Below are 19,568 nucleotides of genomic sequence, written 5' to 3'. Positions count from 1 at the left end.
GGCACCCGCCTCCCCCTGCAGGGGCGGGTGCCCGGCGACCATCAGGATGTCGCCACCTTGTCGGCGCCGCCGACAGCCTTGACCACCGCCGCCGAGTAGGCCTTCGCCGCCTCGTCGACGCTCTTGCCCGACACGATGTCGGCCGTCGCCTGCTGAAGGGCCTGCGAGACCTGCGGGTAGACGGCGAGACCAGGCCGGTAGTGCGTCACCGGCAGCACCTTCTGCGAGATGAACGTCAGGAGCGGGTCCTTGGCGAGCACCTTCTCGTTCACGTCCTGGCGCGCCGTGATCCTCGCGGAGCCGGCGAGCAGCGCGTTGATCGCGTGGGCCGACCCGAGGAACTGGAGCAGCTCCCACGCCTGCTGCGGGTACTTCGTGTTCGGGTTGAGGAAGTAGCCGCCGCCGCCCGACATCGAGACGAAGTCGGTGCCGCCGACCCCCGCGCCGGGCTCGCGAGCCGGGATGAACGCCCAGCCGACGTCGGCGTCGCGCGAGGCCATCGGGTTGGCGCCCTGGTCGGGGTTGATGACCGACCGCCAGAAGTAGTCGCCCTCGAGGAGGATGCCGACCTTGCCCGCCGCGAAGGCCGCGAACGACTGGTCACGGCCCTTGGCCGCCTGCTGGTAGTTCTTGTTGGTCAGCCCCTGGTCGACGAGCTGCTTGTAGAAGGTGAGCACGTCGCGTACGGCCTTGGTGTCGCCCTGCCACTTGTTGTCGGCGTAGATCTCGGAGCCCGTCCCGACGAGCAGCGGCAGGACGCCCTGCATCGTGGTCGCCTCGCCCATCGCGGTGCCGGCGTTGATCTGGACCGGCTCGACGCCCTGGATCGACTTCAGCTTGGTGCCGGCGTCGACGATCTCCTGCCACGACTTCGGCTGCCAGTCGGCCGGCAGGCCGGCCTGCGCGAAGAGCTTCTTGTTGAAGTAGAGGACGCGCCCGTCGGTGCCAGCAGGTATGCCGTACGCCTTGTCCTCGAACGACGCGTTGGCCTGCACGGCCTTGGGGATCTGCGACCAGCCCTCCCACGACGAGACTCCCGCCCCGGCGACGTCGGTGAGTGGCTTGAGGTAGCCGGCCTGGGCGAACTCGCCGACCCAGATGCCGTCGAGGGCCATGACGTCGGCACCCGCGCGGCTCTTGAGGTCGAGCGCGACCTTGGTCTTGTACTGCTCGTCGTCGACACCGGACGGCTGGAAGGTGACCTTCACCGTGACGCCCTTGGCCTTCTGCTGCTGGGTGAAGGTCGGGATGACGTACTTCGCGTACCAGTCGGCCTCTTCGGCGTTCTTGCCGCCGGCGATGGAGTTGGACGTGATGGTCAGCGTGACGTCCTTGGCGTCGGCGTTCTGCGTGGGGTTGGCAGACGTCGACGACCCGCGGTCGCACGCAGCCCCCACCATGGCGACGGACGCGGCGAGACCGACGATCACGGTGCGCCGCAGCGGACGGGCCGGTGCCGGGCGCGGCGTCTCGTGGGTGGCGGGACGGACTTCCATGGTGTGGCTCCTTCTCCGATGCGTGCTGGGGGGTGACATGGGTGGCGTCTGTCGTGGCTGCGGGCTGCCGGGCTGTGGGCTGCGGGCCGCGGTTGGCCTGGGCCGCCCGCGATGGAGGTCAGGGGGCGAGCAGGACCTCCGTCCCGGCCTCGCGGGCGCGGCCGAGGGTGTGCGGGTTCGCGAGCGAGGTGGTGATGAGCACCGACACCGACCGCATGTCGCACACCCGGATCGACCCCTTGCCGGGGAACTTCGTGTGGTCGGCGAGGAGCACGACGCGGCCGCCGCTCTCGACGAGCCGGCGCTTGGTCGGCACCTCCACCGACGTGGTGTCGAGGATCCAGCCCTCGGAGTCGACGCCGCTCGTGCCGAGGAAGACGAGCGAGGCGCTGACGTGGCGCAGGGCGTCCTCGGTGAGCGGGCCGACGAGCGAGTGGTAGGCGCGCCGGAGCGCACCGCCGAGGATGACGAGGTCGACGACGGGGTCGTCGCGCAGCTCGTCGAGCACCGCGAGGCTCGGGGTGATGACGGTGATGCTGCGGCCCCTCAGCTCGCGGGCCAGGGCGCCGGTGGTCGTGCCGATGTCGAGCAGCACGGTGTCGCCGTCGTGCACGAGCTCTGCCGCGCGGCGGGCGATGCGCTGCTTCTCGGCGGCCGCGTCGTCGGCGGCCTTCTCGTAGGGCTGGTCGACCTCGACCGGCAGCGCGGGCGCCGCGCCACCGTGGACGCGGCGCACGAGGCCTGCGTGGGCGAGCTCGGCGAGGTCGCGGCGGATGGTCGCCGACGAGACGCCCAGGCGCACGACGAGGTCCTGCACGGAGACGGCTCCGTCTCTGACCTCGTCGGCAATCGCGCGGTGCCTGGCGTATCGCACGATCGAACTCTTGCACAGAAATGAGCGAAAATGCGCGCTGGTGAGCGGCAAGTGCGCAGCAATGATCGCCGTGGTGATCGCGGCACCACCGGCCCGACCGTGGGGCCCGGCGCGGGTCAGGAGAGGCGGCCGCCCCTGCTCATCTCGCCGGCCGTGCCTCCGCCGCCCGACGCACCCACGGAGTCCGGCTCGATGGTCTGCGCGTCCGGGCTCGACAGGGTGATCACCGCACGCTCGACCACCTGGTGCTGCTCGATACCGTGCCCGAGGGCGGTGAGTCGGTCGGCGACCTTCGCCTCGGTCTCGTCACCGACGAGGTCGACCGCCGCCACGAGGAAGACCTTGCCCGGCCCGACGAACTCCAGGTGCAGGAACGTCACCCGCTCGACCTCCGGGCTGTCGTTGAGCTCGTCGAGCGCCCGCCGCCACACCTCGGCGCTCACCGCCTCGCCGACGAGGAAGTCACGGTTGCGCCGGATGAGGAAGATCGCGACGACCCCGAGCAGCAGACCGACGAGGATCGAGCCGACGGCGTCCCACACCGCCTGCCCGGTCACCTGGTGCAGGACGATGCCGAGCCCCGCGATGAGCAGGCCGATCAGCGCCGCGGCGTCCTCCGCGAAGACGGCACGGAGCGTTGGGTTCGAGGTGTTCGCGATGAACTTCAGCGGCCGCAGTCCGCGCCGCTTGGCCTCGGCGCGGGTCTGCCGCGTCGCCTGGACGAACGAGACGCTCTCGAGCACGAACGCGATGGCGAGCACCGCGTACGCCCACGTGTACGACGTCTCCTGCTCCTCGTGCCCGAGCACCGAGATGCCGTGCCACACCGACACGACCGCGCCGGCGCCGAAGAGGCCGAAGGCCGCGAACATCGACCAGACGTACGCCTCCCGCCCGTAGCCGAACGGGTGCCTCGCGTCGCGCGGCTGGGCCGCCTTGCGCTCGGCCATGATGAGGAAGACCTCGTTGCCGGCGTCGGCCCACGAGTGCGCCGCCTCCGCGACCATCGAGGCCGACCCCGTGATGACCGCCACGACCGACTTCGCCACTGCGATGAGCGCGTTCGCCGCCAGCGCGATGATGACGGTCAGCAGACTCTCGCCGCCGCCACCGCCGCCCTCGCTCTTCTCGGACTCGCCCGCCGCTGCGTCCTGTCGCTCGTCTGCCACGGATGCCACCCTTCTCCCCATCGATCGGCGCGCGCAAGCACCATCGGCCGGGCGGCCGTGCACCAGCCATACCCGCGGGCGGGCGTATGCCGTCAGGCGGAGTGACGCACGACGTCGAAGCGGGTGCGCGCGTGGGCGGCATACCCGGGGCCGTCGGTGGTGTGCTCGACCTGCACGTCGTCGCCCGCCCGGCTGACCACGACCGTCGTCGTCAAGCGCTCGGGTGCGCCCTCGGCGACCGTGAGGCCGTCGTCCTCGACGAGCACCGACTCCCAGCGGCCGTCGGCGGCCGGGTCGAAGACGTGCAGCTCGACGACCTCGGGGTGGTGGTCGTCGGTCGACGCGGGCGCCTCTGCCCACATGGGGATCGCTGCACCGGCACGCGCGAAGAGCGGGATCCGCTCGCGCGGGGTGTCGACGGTGATGCGCTGCCCACCCTCGTGGAACTCCCCGGTGTGCCAGTCGTACCAGCCACCAGCGGGCAGGTAGACCGAGCGTGACGTCATACCGGCCTCGGTGACGGGGGCCACGAGCAGGTCGCGGCCGAAGAGGTACTGGTCGTCGATGTCGACGACCTCGGGGTCGTCCTGGAAGTCCAGCACGAGCGGGCGCTGCACGGGCTCACCGGTCTCGGTCGCACGCACGAACGCCGAGTAGATGTAGGGCATCAGCCGGTAGCGCAGCCGCACCACGTCGCGCACGAGGTCGTGGATCTCCTCGCCGAAGGACCACGGGTACTGGTCGACGTTGTTGGTCTCGGAGTGGTTGCGGCAGAAGGGGGTCAGGGCTCCCATCTGCATCCACCGCAGGAAGAGCTCGGGATTCGTGTCTCCCTGGAAGCCACCGATGTCGGCGCCGACGAACGGCTGACCCGAGAGCCCGAAGCCGCAGGCCATCGGCATGCTGACCCACAGGTGGTCCCAGCGCGCCTGGTTGTCGCCCATCCAGTTCGCGGCGTACCGCTGGATGCCGGCGAAGCCGGCCCGCGAGAGGATGAACGTCCGCGCGTCCGGCTGGGCGGCGCGGAGTCCCTCGATGGTCCCCATCGCCATGAGCAGCGCGTACTGGTTGTGGTAGCGCTCGTGCTTGGCCCGGCCCTTGTCGAAGAGCATCGCCTCGGGGGCGATCTCGCCGGTGGCGGGCTCGTTCATGTCGTTCCAGATGCCGGCGAGGCCGGACTCGACGTGGCGCGCGTTGAGGTCGCCCCACCACGAACGCGCCTCGGGCGTCACGAAGTCGGGGAAGACGGTGTTGCCCGGCCAGACCTGTCCGACGTAGGTGTCGCCGCCCTCGGTGCGGCAGAAGACGCCCTTCTCCAGACCGTCGTCGTAGACCTCGTAGCCGGGGTCGTGCTTGACGCCCGGGTCGACGATCGTGATGGCCCGGAAGCCCTGGTTGGCGAGGCCCTTGAGCATGCCGGCCGGGTCGGGGTAGCGCTCGGAGTCCCACGTGAAGACGCGGTAGCCGTCCATGTAGTCGATGTCGAGCCAGATCGCGTCGCAGGGGAACTCGTCGTCGCGATAGCGCTTCGCGATGACCTCGATGTCCTCCTGCTTGTATGCGTGCCACCGGCAGTGGTGGTAGCCCAGCGCCCAGATCGGCGGCAGCGACGCGCGCCCGGTCAGCCAGGTGTAGCGCTCGATGATCGAGGCCATCGACGGCCCGGCGAAGACGTACTCGGTCCACTGACCGCCGTGGAAGGTGATGCGGTACTCGTCGTCGCGGCTGAACTCGTACTCGCCGCGGTAGCCGTTGTCGACGAACGAGCCGACGGCCGTGCCGGTCTCGGCCGAGCGCTGGTGGAAGAACGGGATGGTCACGTAGTACGGGTCGAACTCGGTGCTCGTCATGTCGGCCCGAGGGTCGTCCGCGTCGAGCCCGGCCCGGAACTCGGCGGTCGCATGCTCATTGAGGACGTCGGTGTTCCACATCGTGAAGTCGCGGCCGCGGCGGTTGTGCCGGCCACCCTTCTCGCCGAGCCCGTAGATCGCGTCGTCACGACCGATGCGACGCCGCGTCGTCCACGCGTCGTTGAGCGTGGCGTACGTCCAGTAGCGGCCCTCGGCATCCGGCGCCGACTCGACGACCACCGAGCCGTCGGTACGGTGCACGTCGACGCGGAACGGGTCGAGCCACAGCGTCACGACGAGCTCGTCGGTCGTCAGCGTCCACGAGCCGTCCGACTCCTCCGCGGTCCAGTCGACCGAGGCGCCGCCGTCGGCCGCGAACGGGTCGACGCACACGGCATACGTCGGCTTCTCGTCGAAGACGCCCCCGCGGCTCAGCTGAAGGCGCACGACGTCGGGACGCACGGCCTCGACGCGCAGCTGCTCGCCGTGCAGGCGCGCCCGCAGGCCGCGCTCGGTCCGCTCGACGGAGTCGACGCGCTCGAATCGGATGAAGTGGTCGGTCCTCATGCATCCACCCTGTCAAAGATCTCGTTCTGGAAGACAGCCGCCAGCGACGGCCATGCCTCAGCTCGGCACCACACCGGCACGACCTCGATGGGGACGTCCCGCTCCACCACGCGGCCACCGCCGACCGGTGAGCCGGTCCACACGTCGACCCACTCCCCCTCGGGCAGCCACACCGGCCAGGTCGTCACGCCCGGGGCGGTGACCGGGCTGACGAGCAGGTCCGCACCGAGCATCCACTGCTGCGGGTGCTCCCACACCTCGGCAGCCGTCGGGTGGTCGAAGAAGAGCGGACGCATCAGGGGCCTGTCGGTGGCGACCGTGGTGGCAGCCGACGAGGCGAGGTAGTCGACGAGCCGCTCACGCAGCCAGGCGAACTCGCGGAAGACCGGCACGACGCGATCGTCACCAGTCTGCTCGGCGACGTGCCACGGGGTGCGGTCGCGCAACGGCTTCTGGTGGTGGTTGAACTCCGAGTGGTACTGCATGACCGGCATGAAGGCCGACGCCCCCGCAGCCCGGAGGTAGAGCTCGGCGTCGGGCACCGGGCCGGAGAAGCCGGCGAGGTCCCAGCCCCAGTAGACGATGCCGCACGAGGCGGCCGTGAGCCCGGCCGTCACCGAGTGGCGGAACGCCTCCCACGTGGAGTCCTCGTCACCGGCCCAGAAGACTCCGTGCGGCTGCGACCCGCTGAAACCACTGCGGGAGAACGTGATCGGAGCCTTGCCGTGCTTGCGCAGCAGGTCACCGAACGCGCGGGCGTAGTGCACCGGGTAGAGGTTGTTGCCCTCGTCGCCGCGGCGCCCGTCGCCGTACGCGAGGTCGTGACCCCACGCGTGCTCGCCGCCGTCGGTCTTGAAGCCGTCGACGCCGAGGTCGCGCACGAGGTAGTCGCGCTTGGCCGTCCACCAGTCGCGGGTGCGCTGGGTCGAGAGGTCGGGCATGAGTGACTTCGGGAACCACCAGCCCCGGTTGAGGTATGCCGTCCCGTCGGCCTCGCGGACCGCGTGACCCTCGCGGACCATGGCCTCGCCCTCGGCGAGGACCTGCTCGTGCAGTCCGTCCTCCGAGAGGGCCGTCTTGAGGAGTGGGATCTGCCAGAGGATGACCTTGATCCCACGGGCGTGCAGGTCGTCGACCATCGCCTTCGGGTCGGGCCACGCGCCGTCGGCGGGGAACGTGAAGTCCGACAGCGCGAACGGCGACCCGTCCGGTCGCGGGGCGTACGTCGCGTCGCGGAAGAGCATGATGCCCTCCTCGTCGCTCCACGCCTCGATGACGATCACACCGACGGGGATGTCGAGCTCGCGGTGGCTGTCCATCCGCTGGGTGACGAGGGCCTGGGTGTTCCACTCGTTGCCCGAGGCCCAGAGCTTGAAGACCCACGCCGGCAGCTCCTCCGCGCGGCCCACCTCGTCGAGGAAGCCCCGCAGCACGTCGGTCGGCGAGCCGTCGAAGACACCGACGTCGACGGACTCGCGAGCGGTGCCGCCCAGGGCGACCTCGACGACCAGCCGGTCGGAGGCACTGACACCGCAGTCGAACCAGGTGCGCCGCGAGGTGCGCACGTGGAAACCCCACGAGCTACCGTCGGCCCCGACGACGTGCGCGAAGGGCATGGGCAGGTAGGTCCGGCCGTGCACGCCTTGGGACTTGTACTGCTCGAAGACGACGGCGTCGAGCCGGCGCCCGGCCTGGTCGAGGTGGTCGAAGCGCTCCCCGAAGCCGACGACGTGGTCGCCTTCCCGCAGGGCCAGCGCGAACCGCGCCCGGTGGATGCCGTCCGCCGACACGAGCCACTCGACCGAGCCCTCGACGAGCCGGCTGCCGGCACCGGACACGGCATCGGACATGGTGACCGACCCGTCGAAGCCGTCGGGCAGCGCGGCGACCCACCGGGCCGGCGCGACCTCGAACCACGACGTCGCCTCGGAACGGCCGTCAGCCGTCGACGCGACGAACCGGTAGCAGTACCCGCCGACGTCCTCGAGCGCCGGCGACCCGACGGCCCAGGCTCCCTCGCCGCCGATCGATGCGGCCTGCGCCTCGGCGAGGTGGCCCTCGCCCCCGGCGAGCGCCGCCGCGTCCGCCGCACTGGCGACCACGGGGGCGAGGTCGAGCCGGGCCGCCTCGGCCTGGTCCGTCGATCGCCCGCGCCACTCGCAGACGACCGACACCACCTCGGGCGCGCACTGCACGCCGAGCATCGTCGTGGCGCCGACGAGCGGGAGGACGGGCACGCGCTGGTCGGGCGAGACGGCATACGGGTGCTCGATGCCGTGCGGACGGTGGGTGACGAGGCTGCTCATGCGGGCCGGGCTTTCGGGTCGCGGGTCTGGTGGAGGAGGTGACGGCGGGGCCGCTCGCAGGGGAAGCGCGGTGGGGGGTCCGCTCTGCGTCCGGAGGGCCCCGCCGTCAGGGGCAGGGCTACTTCAGCAGTGCGTCGACGGCCTTCTGGGCGTCGGCGAGTGCCTGGTCGACCGTCTTGCGGCCGGCCGCGGCTGCGGTCAGCTCCTTGGTGACGGCGTCCTGCAGCTCCTGCTGGCGCTCGACGACGGGCGGCAGCACCGTCGCGTCGAGCGAGTCGAACACGGCCTGCCGGTTCTCCGGCTTGCCCGCCTTGAGGTAGCTGGCGAGCTTGGCCTCGTCGGCGACGGGCGGTAGCTCCCAGCTCGTCTTGAGGCGCAGGTCGGTCATGACGTCGGCGCTCGTCAGGTAGCTGACCCACTTCTGGGCCGCCTCCTTGTTCTTGCTCGTGGCCGAGACGACGGCCCCGTTGGTGAACATGGCCGAGGCCTTCTGTGTGTTGCCGGGCTCGACGGCGACGTCCCACCCGAACTTCGCGTCGGCGTTGCCGGAGAACATCCAGATGCCGGTGTGCCACATCGCGAGCTTGCCGCTCTTGAAGAGCTTGCTGTCGAAGTCGGGCGTGCCCGCACCGTCGGCCTCGGTCGGCATGGTCTTGCCGGCCTTGCCGACGAGGAAGGCCGCGGCCTGCTTGCCGGCGGTGGAGTTGAACGTCGACGCCGTCCTGTCCGCGTTGAGGAACTGGCCGCCCGACTGCGCCAGGGCCTTGTAGAACTCGAAGAAGCTGATCGGCTGGTAGTCGCCCCAGACGCCCTTCGCCTTGTCGGTGAGCTTCTCGGCCGCTGCCTGCTCGTCCTTCCACGTCCAGTCGGCGGTCGGCGCGGCGACCCCCTTGGCCTTGAAGAGGTCCTTGTTGAAGAAGAGGACGACGTTGCTGAACGACTCGGGCAGGCCGTACTGCTTGCCGTCGGCCTGGAACGCCTCGAGCAGCGACTTCTTGTAGGCCGCGCCGTCGACGCCGCTCAGCTCGGCGAGCGCACCGCTCTTCGTGTAGGTCACGAAGTTCTCGTAGTTGAGCTCGAACGAGTCGCCCGCCGTGCCGCCCGCGACCGCGGTCTGCAGCTTGGTGAAGTACGCGTCGTAGGGCGTCGTCTCGATCTGCACCTTGATCGTCGGGTTGGCCTTCTCGAACGCGGCCTTGATCGCGTCGAGGTCCTTCTCGTGGCCGCCGTTGGCGGAGAAGTTCATGTAGCGGATCGTGACCGGGCCGCCCGCGGTGGCCGCGACGTTCTCGGTCTTCGTCGCGGAGCCCTGCGCGCAGGCGCCGAGCGCCAGCACGAGGCCGGCGATGACAGGCGCGACACTGTGCCTGGCGGTGATCTTCATGGTGGTGCCTTTCGGGTGCCTGCCGAGACCGGGTGTGCTCTCGGACGTGGGGGTTGCGTATGCCGTGTTGCCGGGAAAGCCGTGTTGCCGGGAATGCCGTGTGGCGGGGTGCTACTTGAGGCCGGAGTGGGCGACGCCGGCGATGATGTGGCGCTGGGCCAGCAGGTAGACGATCGCGATGGGCACGATCGAGAAGACCGACCCGGCCATGACGACGTCCCACTCGGTCGTGAACTGCCCGTGGAGCGTGGACAGTCCGAGCGGCAGCGTCATGAACTCGGGCGAGCGGATGACGACGAGCGGCCAGAGGAAGCTGTTCCAGCTGCCCATGAACGCGAAGACCGCGACGGTCGCGAGCCCGGGCCGGATGAGCGGCACGATGATCGTGGCGAAGATGCGCAGGTGGCCGGCGCCGTCGATGGTGGCTGCCTCGTCGAGCTCGCGGGGCACTCCCTCGACGGCCTGCTTGAGCAGGAACACCCCGAACGCCGACGCGATCGACGGCGCGAGCAGCGCCATGTAGGTGTCCTGGAGGTTGAGCGTCTTCATCTCGATGAAGAGCGGCACGACGAGCACCTGCATCGGGACCATCAGGGTCGCGAGGTAGAGCGCGAAGACGACGTTCTTGCCCTTGAACGACAGGCGTGCGAAGCCGTAGGCGGCCATGGTGCCGGTGATGAGCTGGAGCAGCGTCGAGACGACGGCGATCCAGAAGGAGTTCAGCAGGATCCGCCACATCGGCAGGGTGGCGAGGAGCGTGTCGTACGCCTTCGTCGTCGGGTTCTCGACCCAGAGCTTCGGCCCGTCGGCGAGCGACCCCTCCGGCGTGATGCTCGTGACGACGGTCCAGAGGAACGGGAAGAGCATGACGACCGCGCCGGCGAGCACGGCGGCATACCGGAGGGCGGTGAGCCAGCTGAAGCGGCGCCGCGCGGGCGAGACCGACTGGGGCACAGCGGCATACGTGCTCGGTGAGCCGGCGGAGCCCGGCGACGACGCGGGCGGCTGGAGGGTCAGCTGGTCAGGCATGGTGCACCCAGCGCTTCTGGCCGCGGATCTGCACGGCCGTGATGAGGAGGATGACGGCGAACAGGATCCACGAGAGCGCGCTGGCCTCGCCGGCTCGGCCGTAGCGGAAGGTGAGGTCGTAGACCTGCCCGACGACGACCTGGCTCGAGCCCTGCGGGCCGCCGCCGGTCATGACGTAGACCTGGTCGAAAACCTGGAAGCCGTTGATGAGCGAGATGACGACGACGAAGAACGTCGACGGAGACAGCAGCGGCAGGGTGATCCGCCAGAACCGCTGCCACGGGCCGGCGCCGTCGACCGTCGCGGCCTCGACGACGTCGCTCGGGATGGCCTGGAGGCCCGCGAGCATGATGACCATGACGAAGCCGAGGTCCTTCCACGCCGAGCTGAGGATGACGGAGGGCAGGGCCCACGTCGGGTCGGTCCACCAGCCGGGCTGGGGGGCGCCGAGCGCGCCGAGGATCGTGTTGACGAGTCCGTTGCTCGGGTTGAGCAGCCACTTCCAGACGAGGGCCACGACGACCCAGCTCGTCACGACGGGAAGGAAGTACGCGGCGCGGAAGAACGAGCGCGCCGGCATCCGCTGGTTGAGCGCGAGCGCGAGGCCGAGCCCTCCGACGAAGACGAGCGGCAGGTAGCCCGCGCAGTAGATGAGGGTGTGGAGGAAGACCTGGCGCGTCTGCTCGTCGGCGAGCAGGTCGGTGTAGTTGTCGAGCCCGACCCACTTCATCGCGGAGATGAGGTTCCACTGGTGCAGGCTGACCCAGATCGAGCTGAGCATCGGGACGGCCGTGAAGAGCAGGAGCGGCACGGCGCTCGGGGCGAGGAAGAAGAGCACCCAGCCGCGGTTGCGCCAGGCCCTGGCCCGCATGCCGGGGGCGGACGCCGGCCGCGTGGTGCGGGCGTGTCCCGGGCTGGTGCCGGGTGCGGTCGCGGTGCTCATGAGACGCCCTCGACCGCAGACTGGAGGCGCGCCCGCACGAGCTCGCCCTGCTCACCGCCGGCGACGGCGTCGAAGGGGGTGGCGAGCACGAGCGACGCGGCACCGACGGCCCACTGGTCCTCGGTCCACGGCTCGACGACGCAGCGCACGTCGCGGCGGATCGGCAGCAGGTGACGCCGGAAGGCCGCCTCGAAGCCGGCCTCCCAGTGCGACCAGTCGCTCATGCCCTCGCCCATGAGGACGATGCACTCCGGGTCGAGGGTGTGAACGACGCCGGCGAGGGCCCGGCCGAGCAGCCGGCCGGCGCCTTCGTAGACGGCGAGCGCCTCCGCGTCACCGGCCGCGGCCGCGAGCGAGAGGTCCTTGACCGTGCCACCGGCCGCGATGACGCCGCGACGGACGGCCTCGTCGACGAGACCGGCCTCTCCGACGTACGCCTCGAGGCACCCGGTGTTGCCGCAGCCGCAGGTCGGGCCGTCGTCGGTGACGGGGACGTGCCCGATCTCGCCGGCGCCTCCGTTCGCTCCACGGACCACGACCCCGTGCTGCACGATGCCACACCCCACGCCGCGACCGATCGTGACGACGATGTAGGAGTCGTGCTTGCGGCCGATGCCGTAGACGCTCTCGGCGGCGGCCAGCGTGTTGACGTCGTTGTCGACCAGCACGGGCACGCCCAACCGGTCGCGCAGGCGCTGACCAACGGGGGCGCGGCGCCAGCCGATCGTGGGGGCGTCGACGATGCCGGAGGCCTGGGAGTCGACGGCGCCGGGGATGCCAACACCGACGCCGAGCAGATTGCCGTCGTGGCGGGCGACCGTGTCGGCGATCGCGCCGCACAGCACGTCGAGGGCGTCGTGGGGGCCGGGAGTCCAGGGCACCGACTCCGACGACCGGACCGTGCCGTCGAGGTCGACCCCGACGATGGCGATGTGGTCGGCGACGACCTTGGCGCCGATCGCGTAGCCGGCGGCGCGGTCGAGGCCGAGCAGGCGGGCCGGGCGACCCCCTGCGCTCGGCACGGACTCGAGCTCGGTGACCAGGCGCCGGGCGAGCAGCTCCTTCGTCGTCTGGGTCACCGTTGCCGGGCTGACGCCGAGGATGCGGGCGATGTCGGCGCGCGAGGAGGGGCCACGGGTGCCGAGGAGGCCGAGCACGCTGGCGCGCACGAGGTCGCCGCGCCCTGCTGCGTGTCCGTTGGTCGTCATCGACTCACCTTCTTGGGGATCGTCCTGAGGTTGTTCGGGCTGGGCTCGCACTAAGTTCAGCACTAAATTCAGGACTAAATTTAGAGGGAAACATAGACCCTTGACGGGAGGCCGTCAAGACCCGCCACGTGCGGCGTTCGGTGGTCTCGGACGTCCGGCCCGGAGGTTGATGGTGTGGAGTTTGATGGTGTGCATGAGCGACACCCACGACCCCGCCCAGCCGTGCACGCGTGTCGGCGGCGACGCGCTCTCGCCGGCCGACCCCACCCCGGGCATGACCCGCCAGGTCGCGCTCCACACCGAGACGATGTGGTCGGGCACGGTCGACACCGAGGCGGGCGCCGTCTCGGGATGGCACCACCACGGCGACCACGACACGACGCTCTATATCGTGTCGGGCACCATGCGCCTCGAGTCCGGACCGAACGGCGAGCACGTCGTCGAAGCCGGTCCCGGGGACTTCCTCCGCGTGCCCGCCGGCGCGATCCACCGCGAGAGCAACCCCGGCGGCGCGACGTCGCGGGCCGTCATCGTGCGCTGCGGGTCCGGCACTCCGACCGTCAACGTCGACGGGCCCGCGCGCGTCGACGAGCCATGAGGGAGAAGGGAGTCCGGCCGTGCGCGCCACCGTGACCGAGAGCGGCACGGCGACCCCGACGGTTGCCTGGAGCCGCTACGAGAACCTCGACCTGTGGGCGACGTGGTCGCCGCAGGTCCAGGAGGTCATCGCGGCCTCGCGCCGCCTCGCGCCCGGGCTCAAGGGCCTCGTCGTCGGCCCCCTCGGGGTGCGCCTGCCGTTCGAGGTGCTCACCGTCGACACCGAGGCGATGGAGTGGAGCTGGCACGTGCGGTTCGGCCTGGTGCACGCGACCCTCGAGCACACGGTCCGGGCGGCACCCGGGGGCGGCAGCACGAGCGAGCTCGTCATCCACGCCCCGGCGTATGCCGTGCTGACCTACCGGCCCGTCGCCGCGATGGCCCTGCGCAGCCTCGTCGACGCGTAGCAGGAGCGGGCACGCGGGCACGCGTCCGTACGGCCGGCCGAGCCTCCTCCCCGGTGGTCGGCTGCGCGGTCGGTCAGTCGCCGGGCTCGCGCAGGAGGGTGTCGAGCTGCTCGTCGGCCATCGCCTCGGCGCACGCCCGGACGACCTCCGTCACGTGCGGGTCGGGGTCGAGCGCGACGAGGTCGTGGGTCGAGCCCTCGAACTGCATCTGGCAGACCGCTGACCCGAGGAGCAGCGGCACCGGGTCGGCGAGCGAGGGCCGCAGCGTGACGGCCTCGCGGCTGAGGCTCCCGACGTAGATCGGCTCGAGACCGTCGCCCTCCGCGGTGGGTCGCACGACGATGACGTGCACGTCGTCGGCAGCCACCGCGACGCTGATCGCGCGGCGCACCGTCGCGAGCGCGAAGGACGCGAGACCGCTGAGATAGAGGGCGTTCCGCTCGGATCGGGTGCGTCGGCGCAGCATCCGCCGACCGCTCGAGGAGACGCCGGGCCCGCGCTCGCCCACGATGTCGAGGCCGGGATAGCGGCCCACGACCGTGACGTAGCCCCGGGAGGTCTCGTCGTCCCAGCCGGCGTCGACGCACGTGCAGCCGCACTCAGCGGCGGCGAAGTGGGCGTCGAGCTCGGCGATGACGGTGGCGGGGTCGTGCTCCGACAGCTCCAGCCACTGGTCCTCGACGGCGACGACGCGATGCTGCTTCACGACGGCGTTGGCGACGTCGAGGGCCTGAGCGAAGCTGCGGGCCTCCGTCTCTGCCGCGGCCCGGGCCCTGGTGCGGTCGGCCCACTTGAAGAGCGAGACCTGCGGCAGCGCTGCGCGGAACGCCTTGCGCTGCAAGGCGGTGCGCTCCTGCGTCGGGAGAGGGCCCGAGTCGGGCGGCTCGGGGCGTCGTCGCAGCGGGTGGTTGTCGAGGTGGAGCGAGCCCAGGGTCTCCTCGGCCGCACCGAGGGCGACGACGTCCTCGGCCGCGTGGGCAGCGCGGACACGCTGCTCGAGCTGCGTCAGCGACACGTGCTCCCCCGTCGAGGGCACGTCCGCGCGCACGCCGACGTATGCGGCCGGACCGGCGTCGAGCGACGCTCGCAGTCCGGACGCGGAGGAGCTGAGTCGCACCTGGGGCGCGACCCTCAGCAGGAGGTCCATCTCGGCTGCCCTACCTGCCTGCGGAGGTCAGCAGGCCGTCGATCTCCCACGCGGAGTCGACAACAGGCTTCGGGCTCGTGCGCGGGGCCGCCTTCTGGGCGGGCTCGACAGCCTTGTCAGCCTTGACAGCCTTGTCAGCCTTGTCAGCCTTGACGGGCGCCTCGGCGGCAGCGCGTGCCCGGAGGGCGGCGAGCCAGCTGCCGCGGTCGGTGCCGTACGTCGCAGCGGTGGTGCGAGGCGGCATACCGAAGCGGGGCAGCGCGGCGTTCGCGGTCGGGTCGGCGTCGAGCGGAACGGGCGCCTCGAGAGGGGCGCCGGCGGCGCGAGCCTCGGCCCGCTGGTCGACGACGGTCCAGAACTCCCAGTCGTCCGGTGGCGCAGGCCAGCTCGGGTCCGGCATCCAGTCGTCGGTCGGCGCCCACGACGCCGACGGCGCAGGCCATCCCGGAGGAGCGTTGAAGCGAACTGACATGTCTACCCCCTTCGAACAGAACCCTCTGGATCGGTTGACGGGCCGACCCTGCTCGACCCCCACATTTGGCACGGTACGACCTGTAGCGGGCAAAGTCATTGAAATGGACAAAAAGGCCATCCCGCGCGGATGTCCGTACCGCCCGGGCCATGCGAGCCGACCCTGCGAGCCGCCCTGCCGGCCGACCCTGCGAGCCGACCCTGCGAGCCGACACTGCCGGCCGCCCCTGTCGTAGCACTCAGGGACGGCTCCGGGGTCGCTCGGGGTCGACCCCGATGGGCCCGGTCACCGGTGGCGTCCACGCTGGAACCATGACGACGAGCACCCTGCCGGGAACGCTGGCCCGCACCTCGGCTCCAGCCCGACCGGCCGGCACGGCCACGAGGAACGCAGCCACCGGGCGTACCGACCGCGTGGCTCTCCTGGCCCTCGTCGCACCGCTGCTGCTCTTCGCGCACGGCATCGTCGACTGGGTCGACGGGCTCGGTGGCCTGGACGGCGTCGACGGCCCGAACGTCCCGGTCGGCCACAGCGCGCTGGGCGTCGCCGCGGGCGCCCTGCTCATGCTCGCCAGCGCCGCGTTCGCCTGGCTGACGACGAGCCTGGGCGCACGCGCCGAGCACCTCCCGGTGGGCGTGCCGACGGCGCTGCTCGTCGCGTTCGGGGCAGGCGCGACGGGAGCCGTCTGGGTGGGCGGGCTCACCGGCTTCCTGCCCGGCACGGTTCCGGCCGCGCTCGCCCTCGGAGGCCAGGTGCTCACCGGTCTCGCCCTGGCGATGGTGCTCGCCACCACGTGGCTCGAGGGCCGTGTGCCGGCTGGTTCCCTCGCGCTCGCCGGTGGCGCCGCCGCGCTGCTGGCGGTCCCGTGGGGCCTCGAGCCGTTGGGGGCGCTCGTCCTGCTCATCGCACTCGCGCCACTGACCCGGCCGGTCGAGGAAGCCACGTCGGCTGCCGGGCCGGCCGTGACCCGGGCAGGCTGACCGAGCCCAGCATTCTCGACGAGCGGAGTCGCCCGTTCGGTCGCAGGATGGGTGCACTGTGCCCCAAACGGGGCGCAGTGCACGTTTTCCCTCACCCCATGGGAGCTCATCACATGCGACACCCCAGCCTGACCAGACGTGGCGCGGTCGCCGTCGCGTCTCTCGCCCTCGCGTCGACGGCCGCCTTCGGCAGCATGGCCTCGGCGTCGACCCAGGCCGAGCCCGCCTCGACCCCGGTCACCATCAACACCCCTGACGGACAGCTCATGAGCTACGTCGTCAACGTCGACGTGGCGAACCCCGGCCACACCGTCGTCGTCGAGAACGCCGTGCGCCGCGCCGGTGGCGTCGTCGTGCAGTCCTGGCCCGAGATCGGGGTCGTGGTCGCGCACTCGACGAACGGCTCGTTCCGACAGGACGTCGCCCGGGCCGGTGGCAGCTTCGTCGAGTCCGTGGGCGCGACGCGCACCGTCGGGGTCTCCGAGGGCACGCCCGCCGCGCTCGGCAAGAACTGGAACGGCGCCTCCGACTACAGGAAGGGCGCGAAGAAGGCGGCCAACGGCGACATCGAGGCCGAGACCACGCCGGCCGGTCCGTCCGACCCTCGCGAGGGCGAGCAGTGGGACCTCAGGATGATCAAGGCCGACCGGGCCCACACGGTCACCGACGGCTCGCGCAACGTCCTCGTCGGCGTGCTCGACAGCGGCATCGACGCCGACCACCCCGACCTCGTGAAGAACCTCGACGTCGCCAACTCGGTCAACTGCACCGACGCCGGCCGCCCGTCGACCACCGGCTGGGAGTCGACCACCGGCTGGGAGCCGACCACGAGCGACCACGGCACCCACGTGGCCGGCACGATCGCCGCCGCCCGCAACGGTGTCGGGATCGTCGGCGTCGCCCCGAACGTACGCCTGGCCTCCGTCAAGGTCGTCAACAACGACGGCTTCATCTACCCCGAGTACGCCGTCTGCGGGTTCGTCGAGGCGGGCCTCAAACACATGGACGTGACGAACAACAGCTACTACGTAGACCCGTTCGAGTTCTACTGCGAGGACCAGCCCGACCAGTACGCCGCCAAGGAGGCCGTGCGTCGCGCCGTCACCTGGTCGACGAGGCAGGGCGTCGTGCACGCGGCCGCCGCCGGCAACTCGGCCCACGACCTGGCCGACAAGTCGTCGTTCAAGGACACGACCAGCCCCGACGACCAGCCGGCCTCGGGCCAGGTGAGCCGCACGCTCAACAGCGGCTGCGAGGACATCCCGACCGAGCTCGACGGCGTCGTGACGGTGAGCTCGCTCCAGAGCAACCCGCTCGGCTCGCAGACGAGCCGCCTGTCGAGCTTCAGCAACCGTGGCCTCGGCAAGATCGACGTCGCCGCTCCCGGCTCGACCATCCTGTCGACGATCGTGCGTGACAACGGCTACGGCACGAAGAGCGGCACGTCGATGGCCTCGCCGCACGTCGCCGGCGTGCTCGCGCTCATGAAGTCGGTGCACCCGACGTGGACGCCGGCCCAGATGATCGAGAAGCTGCGGGCCCAGGCCGACGACAAGGCCTGCAACGCCGCGACCGGCGGCCCGGTCTGCGTCGGCCCGGTCGAGAACAACAGCTACTTCGGTGAGGGCATCGTCGACGCCCTCGACGCCGTGAGCTGACCAGCCCCACCCGCTTGCGCCACCGAACGCGGTGTTCGGTCTCGACCTCAGTGTTGTCACACGGTTCTCGAGACCGGACGCCGCGTTCGCGCGTGTCAGGCCGGGGTGGTGGAGTGGCTTGAGCGCACGGTGCGGACCGTGCGGATGGTGCGGACGAGGAGCACGAGGGCGACGAGCTGGCTCACCGCCACGACGACCACCAGGGCCGGGTGCGACCGGTCGTACAGCCAACCGGCCACGAGGCCTCCGACGATCGCGAAGGCACCCTGCACGCCCGCGAAGACGCCGTATGCCGTCGCCCTCCTCGGTGCCGCCACGACCTCCGCGACGAGCGCCTTGACCGTCGAGTCCTGCACCCCGGTGGCGAGCGCCCACACCGCGACGCCGACGAGCGCGACCCAGAGCCGGCCGGTGAGAGCCAGCAGCGGCACGAGCGCGACGAGCACCGGCACGAGGTAGAGCACGGCCCCGCCGCGCCGGTCGTAGACGAGGCCCACGCCGAGGGCCGCGAGCGCCTCGACGGCCATGGCGCCGGCATACACGAGGGGGACGGCGGCGACGGCGACGAGGCCGGTGACGCTGAGGTGGTAGCCGATGATGCCGAACGTGACGAGGCCGCCCGTGGTGAGGCCGGCGGCGAGCGCGTAGCCGAAGAACTCGCGCGGCAGCCCGGCGCCGACGGCGTCGGCGAACCAGCCCCGGAGCCCGCCCCGGCCCGACGGGTCGACCTGCGCTTCGGCAGACTCCGGCGAGGTGCGTGCCGTGGTAGCTGCCGCGGCGGGCTCGTGGTCCTGGTCGTACACGGGCGGGTCGTACACGGGCGGGTCGTACACGGACGGGTCGGGCACCCGCGACCGGATGACCGCGAGCAGCACCATCGCCGCGGCTCCCGGCACGGCGAGCACCGCCATGCTCGGCCAGATCACCCCGGCGGCGCCGATGACGGCGGCGACGAGCAGCGGCCCGGCGAAGGCACCGACCTGGTCGAGCGCCTTGTGCACCCCGAAGCCACGGCCCCGCCCGACGGCCGAGGCGACGTGCGCGAGCAGGGCCGACTTGGACGGGCTGCGCACCGCCTTGCCCGAGCGCTCGAGCAGGATCAGGACGGCCGCGACCACGAGCCCCGCACCACCGACGAAGGGCGTCACCGCGAGCAGCGGCACGCAGACGGCGGTGAGGCCGTAGCCGAGGATCGTCAGGCCCCAGTAGCGACCGGTGCGGTCGGCCATCGGGCCGAAGACGAGGCGCAGCACGAGGGCCATCGCCTCGCCGGCGCCGGTCACGAGGCCGACGACGACGGCGCTCGCGCCGAGCGAGGCGAGCAGCGGCCCGTAGACCGACCGCGCGCCCTCGTAGACCATGTCGGCGGCGAGGCTGACGAAGCCGAACCACCACACCACCCGCCAGGCCGACCAGCGACCACGGGTCGCCTCGGCGCCGTGCGTCGCGGCACCGGTCCCGGAAACGTTGGTCATGGTGGG

Annotated in this window: 16 protein-coding genes; 4 read left to right on the top strand and 12 right to left on the bottom strand. The window is 71.3% G+C overall.

From position 1 onward, the window contains the following. Window positions 1-41: 41 nt before the first annotated feature. The 9 genes from ACFQ2V_RS12995 to ACFQ2V_RS12955 form a co-directional block, all read right to left on the bottom strand. On the bottom strand, window positions 42-1,496 hold the full coding sequence (locus ACFQ2V_RS12995; protein ID WP_386053151.1) for an extracellular solute-binding protein: 1,455 nt from the start codon (window positions 1,494-1,496) through the stop codon (window positions 42-44). A gap of 118 nt (window positions 1,497-1,614) precedes the next feature. After that, complete coding sequence (locus ACFQ2V_RS12990; protein WP_386053150.1) at window positions 1,615-2,370, bottom strand: DeoR/GlpR family DNA-binding transcription regulator; 756 nt, start codon at window positions 2,368-2,370, stop codon at window positions 1,615-1,617. Window positions 2,371-2,486: 116 nt separating this feature from the next. Beyond that, window positions 2,487-3,539 (bottom strand): cation diffusion facilitator family transporter, encoded by a 1,053-nt coding sequence (locus ACFQ2V_RS12985; protein ID WP_386053149.1) that lies wholly within the window; start codon window positions 3,537-3,539, stop codon window positions 2,487-2,489. A gap of 92 nt (window positions 3,540-3,631) precedes the next feature. Next, window positions 3,632-5,956, bottom strand: coding sequence for a glycoside hydrolase family 31 protein (locus ACFQ2V_RS12980; RefSeq protein WP_386053147.1), 2,325 nt, complete (start codon window positions 5,954-5,956; stop codon window positions 3,632-3,634). Beyond that, window positions 5,953-8,262, bottom strand: a complete 2,310-nt coding sequence (locus tag ACFQ2V_RS12975) for a glycoside hydrolase family 31 protein (RefSeq protein WP_386053146.1) — start codon at window positions 8,260-8,262, stop codon at window positions 5,953-5,955. The genes ACFQ2V_RS12980 and ACFQ2V_RS12975 overlap by 4 nt, the downstream gene beginning before the upstream one ends. A gap of 118 nt (window positions 8,263-8,380) precedes the next feature. Next, window positions 8,381-9,646, bottom strand: coding sequence for an ABC transporter substrate-binding protein (locus ACFQ2V_RS12970; protein WP_386053145.1), 1,266 nt, complete (start codon window positions 9,644-9,646; stop codon window positions 8,381-8,383). Between the two features lie 111 nt (window positions 9,647-9,757). Then, the gene (locus ACFQ2V_RS12965; protein WP_386053144.1) at window positions 9,758-10,675 is read right to left on the bottom strand and encodes a carbohydrate ABC transporter permease; all 918 of its coding nucleotides are present in this window, start codon (window positions 10,673-10,675) and stop codon (window positions 9,758-9,760) included. Continuing rightward, window positions 10,668-11,618: a carbohydrate ABC transporter permease gene (locus ACFQ2V_RS12960; protein ID WP_386053143.1), complete on the bottom strand. Its 951-nt coding sequence runs from the start codon at window positions 11,616-11,618 to the stop codon at window positions 10,668-10,670. The genes ACFQ2V_RS12965 and ACFQ2V_RS12960 overlap by 8 nt, the downstream gene beginning before the upstream one ends. Then, window positions 11,615-12,826 carry an ROK family protein gene (locus ACFQ2V_RS12955; protein WP_386053142.1) on the bottom strand — a complete coding sequence of 404 codons (1,212 nt, stop codon included), beginning with the start codon at window positions 12,824-12,826 and terminating at the stop codon, window positions 11,615-11,617. The genes ACFQ2V_RS12960 and ACFQ2V_RS12955 overlap by 4 nt, the downstream gene beginning before the upstream one ends. A 193-nt stretch (window positions 12,827-13,019) precedes the next feature. Here ACFQ2V_RS12955 and ACFQ2V_RS12950 point away from each other — a divergent pair, with 193 nt between their 5' ends. Further along, a complete protein-coding gene (locus tag ACFQ2V_RS12950) occupies window positions 13,020-13,424 on the top strand; it encodes a cupin domain-containing protein (RefSeq protein ID WP_386053141.1) in 405 nt (134 codons plus the stop codon). 19 nt (window positions 13,425-13,443) lie between these two features. Further along, window positions 13,444-13,830, top strand: coding sequence for an SRPBCC family protein (locus ACFQ2V_RS12945; protein ID WP_386053139.1), 387 nt, complete (start codon window positions 13,444-13,446; stop codon window positions 13,828-13,830). A 73-nt stretch (window positions 13,831-13,903) separates the two neighbouring features. On the opposite strand, the gene ACFQ2V_RS12940 is transcribed toward ACFQ2V_RS12945, so the two are convergent. Together ACFQ2V_RS12940 and ACFQ2V_RS12935 are read right to left on the bottom strand one after the other, a co-directional pair. Next, window positions 13,904-14,977: a hypothetical protein gene (locus ACFQ2V_RS12940; protein WP_386053138.1), complete on the bottom strand. Its 1,074-nt coding sequence runs from the start codon at window positions 14,975-14,977 to the stop codon at window positions 13,904-13,906. 10 nt (window positions 14,978-14,987) lie between these two features. Beyond that, on the bottom strand, window positions 14,988-15,449 hold the full coding sequence (locus tag ACFQ2V_RS12935; RefSeq protein ID WP_386053136.1) for a hypothetical protein: 462 nt from the start codon (window positions 15,447-15,449) through the stop codon (window positions 14,988-14,990). 311 nt (window positions 15,450-15,760) lie between these two features. Here ACFQ2V_RS12935 and ACFQ2V_RS12930 point away from each other — a divergent pair, with 311 nt between their 5' ends. Both ACFQ2V_RS12930 and ACFQ2V_RS12925 read left to right on the top strand, forming a co-directional pair. Further along, window positions 15,761-16,429, top strand: coding sequence for a hypothetical protein (locus ACFQ2V_RS12930; RefSeq protein WP_386053134.1), 669 nt, complete (start codon window positions 15,761-15,763; stop codon window positions 16,427-16,429). Window positions 16,430-16,542: 113 nt separating this feature from the next. Beyond that, window positions 16,543-18,087, top strand: a complete 1,545-nt coding sequence (locus ACFQ2V_RS12925; protein WP_386053133.1) for a S8 family peptidase — start codon at window positions 16,543-16,545, stop codon at window positions 18,085-18,087. Window positions 18,088-18,182: 95 nt separating this feature from the next. Here ACFQ2V_RS12925 and ACFQ2V_RS12920 read toward each other — a convergent pair whose 3' ends face one another. Beyond that, window positions 18,183-19,562: an MFS transporter gene (locus ACFQ2V_RS12920; RefSeq protein WP_386053132.1), complete on the bottom strand. Its 1,380-nt coding sequence runs from the start codon at window positions 19,560-19,562 to the stop codon at window positions 18,183-18,185. Window positions 19,563-19,568 lie beyond the last annotated feature (6 nt).

It is taken from the genome of Terrabacter terrigena (genome assembly GCF_042676085.1).
Classification (GTDB): Bacteria; Actinomycetota; Actinomycetes; order Actinomycetales; family Dermatophilaceae; genus Terrabacter; species Terrabacter terrigena.
The sequence above is the reverse complement of the archived record's forward strand: the minus strand, read 5'-3'. Positions and strand labels throughout refer to the sequence as shown.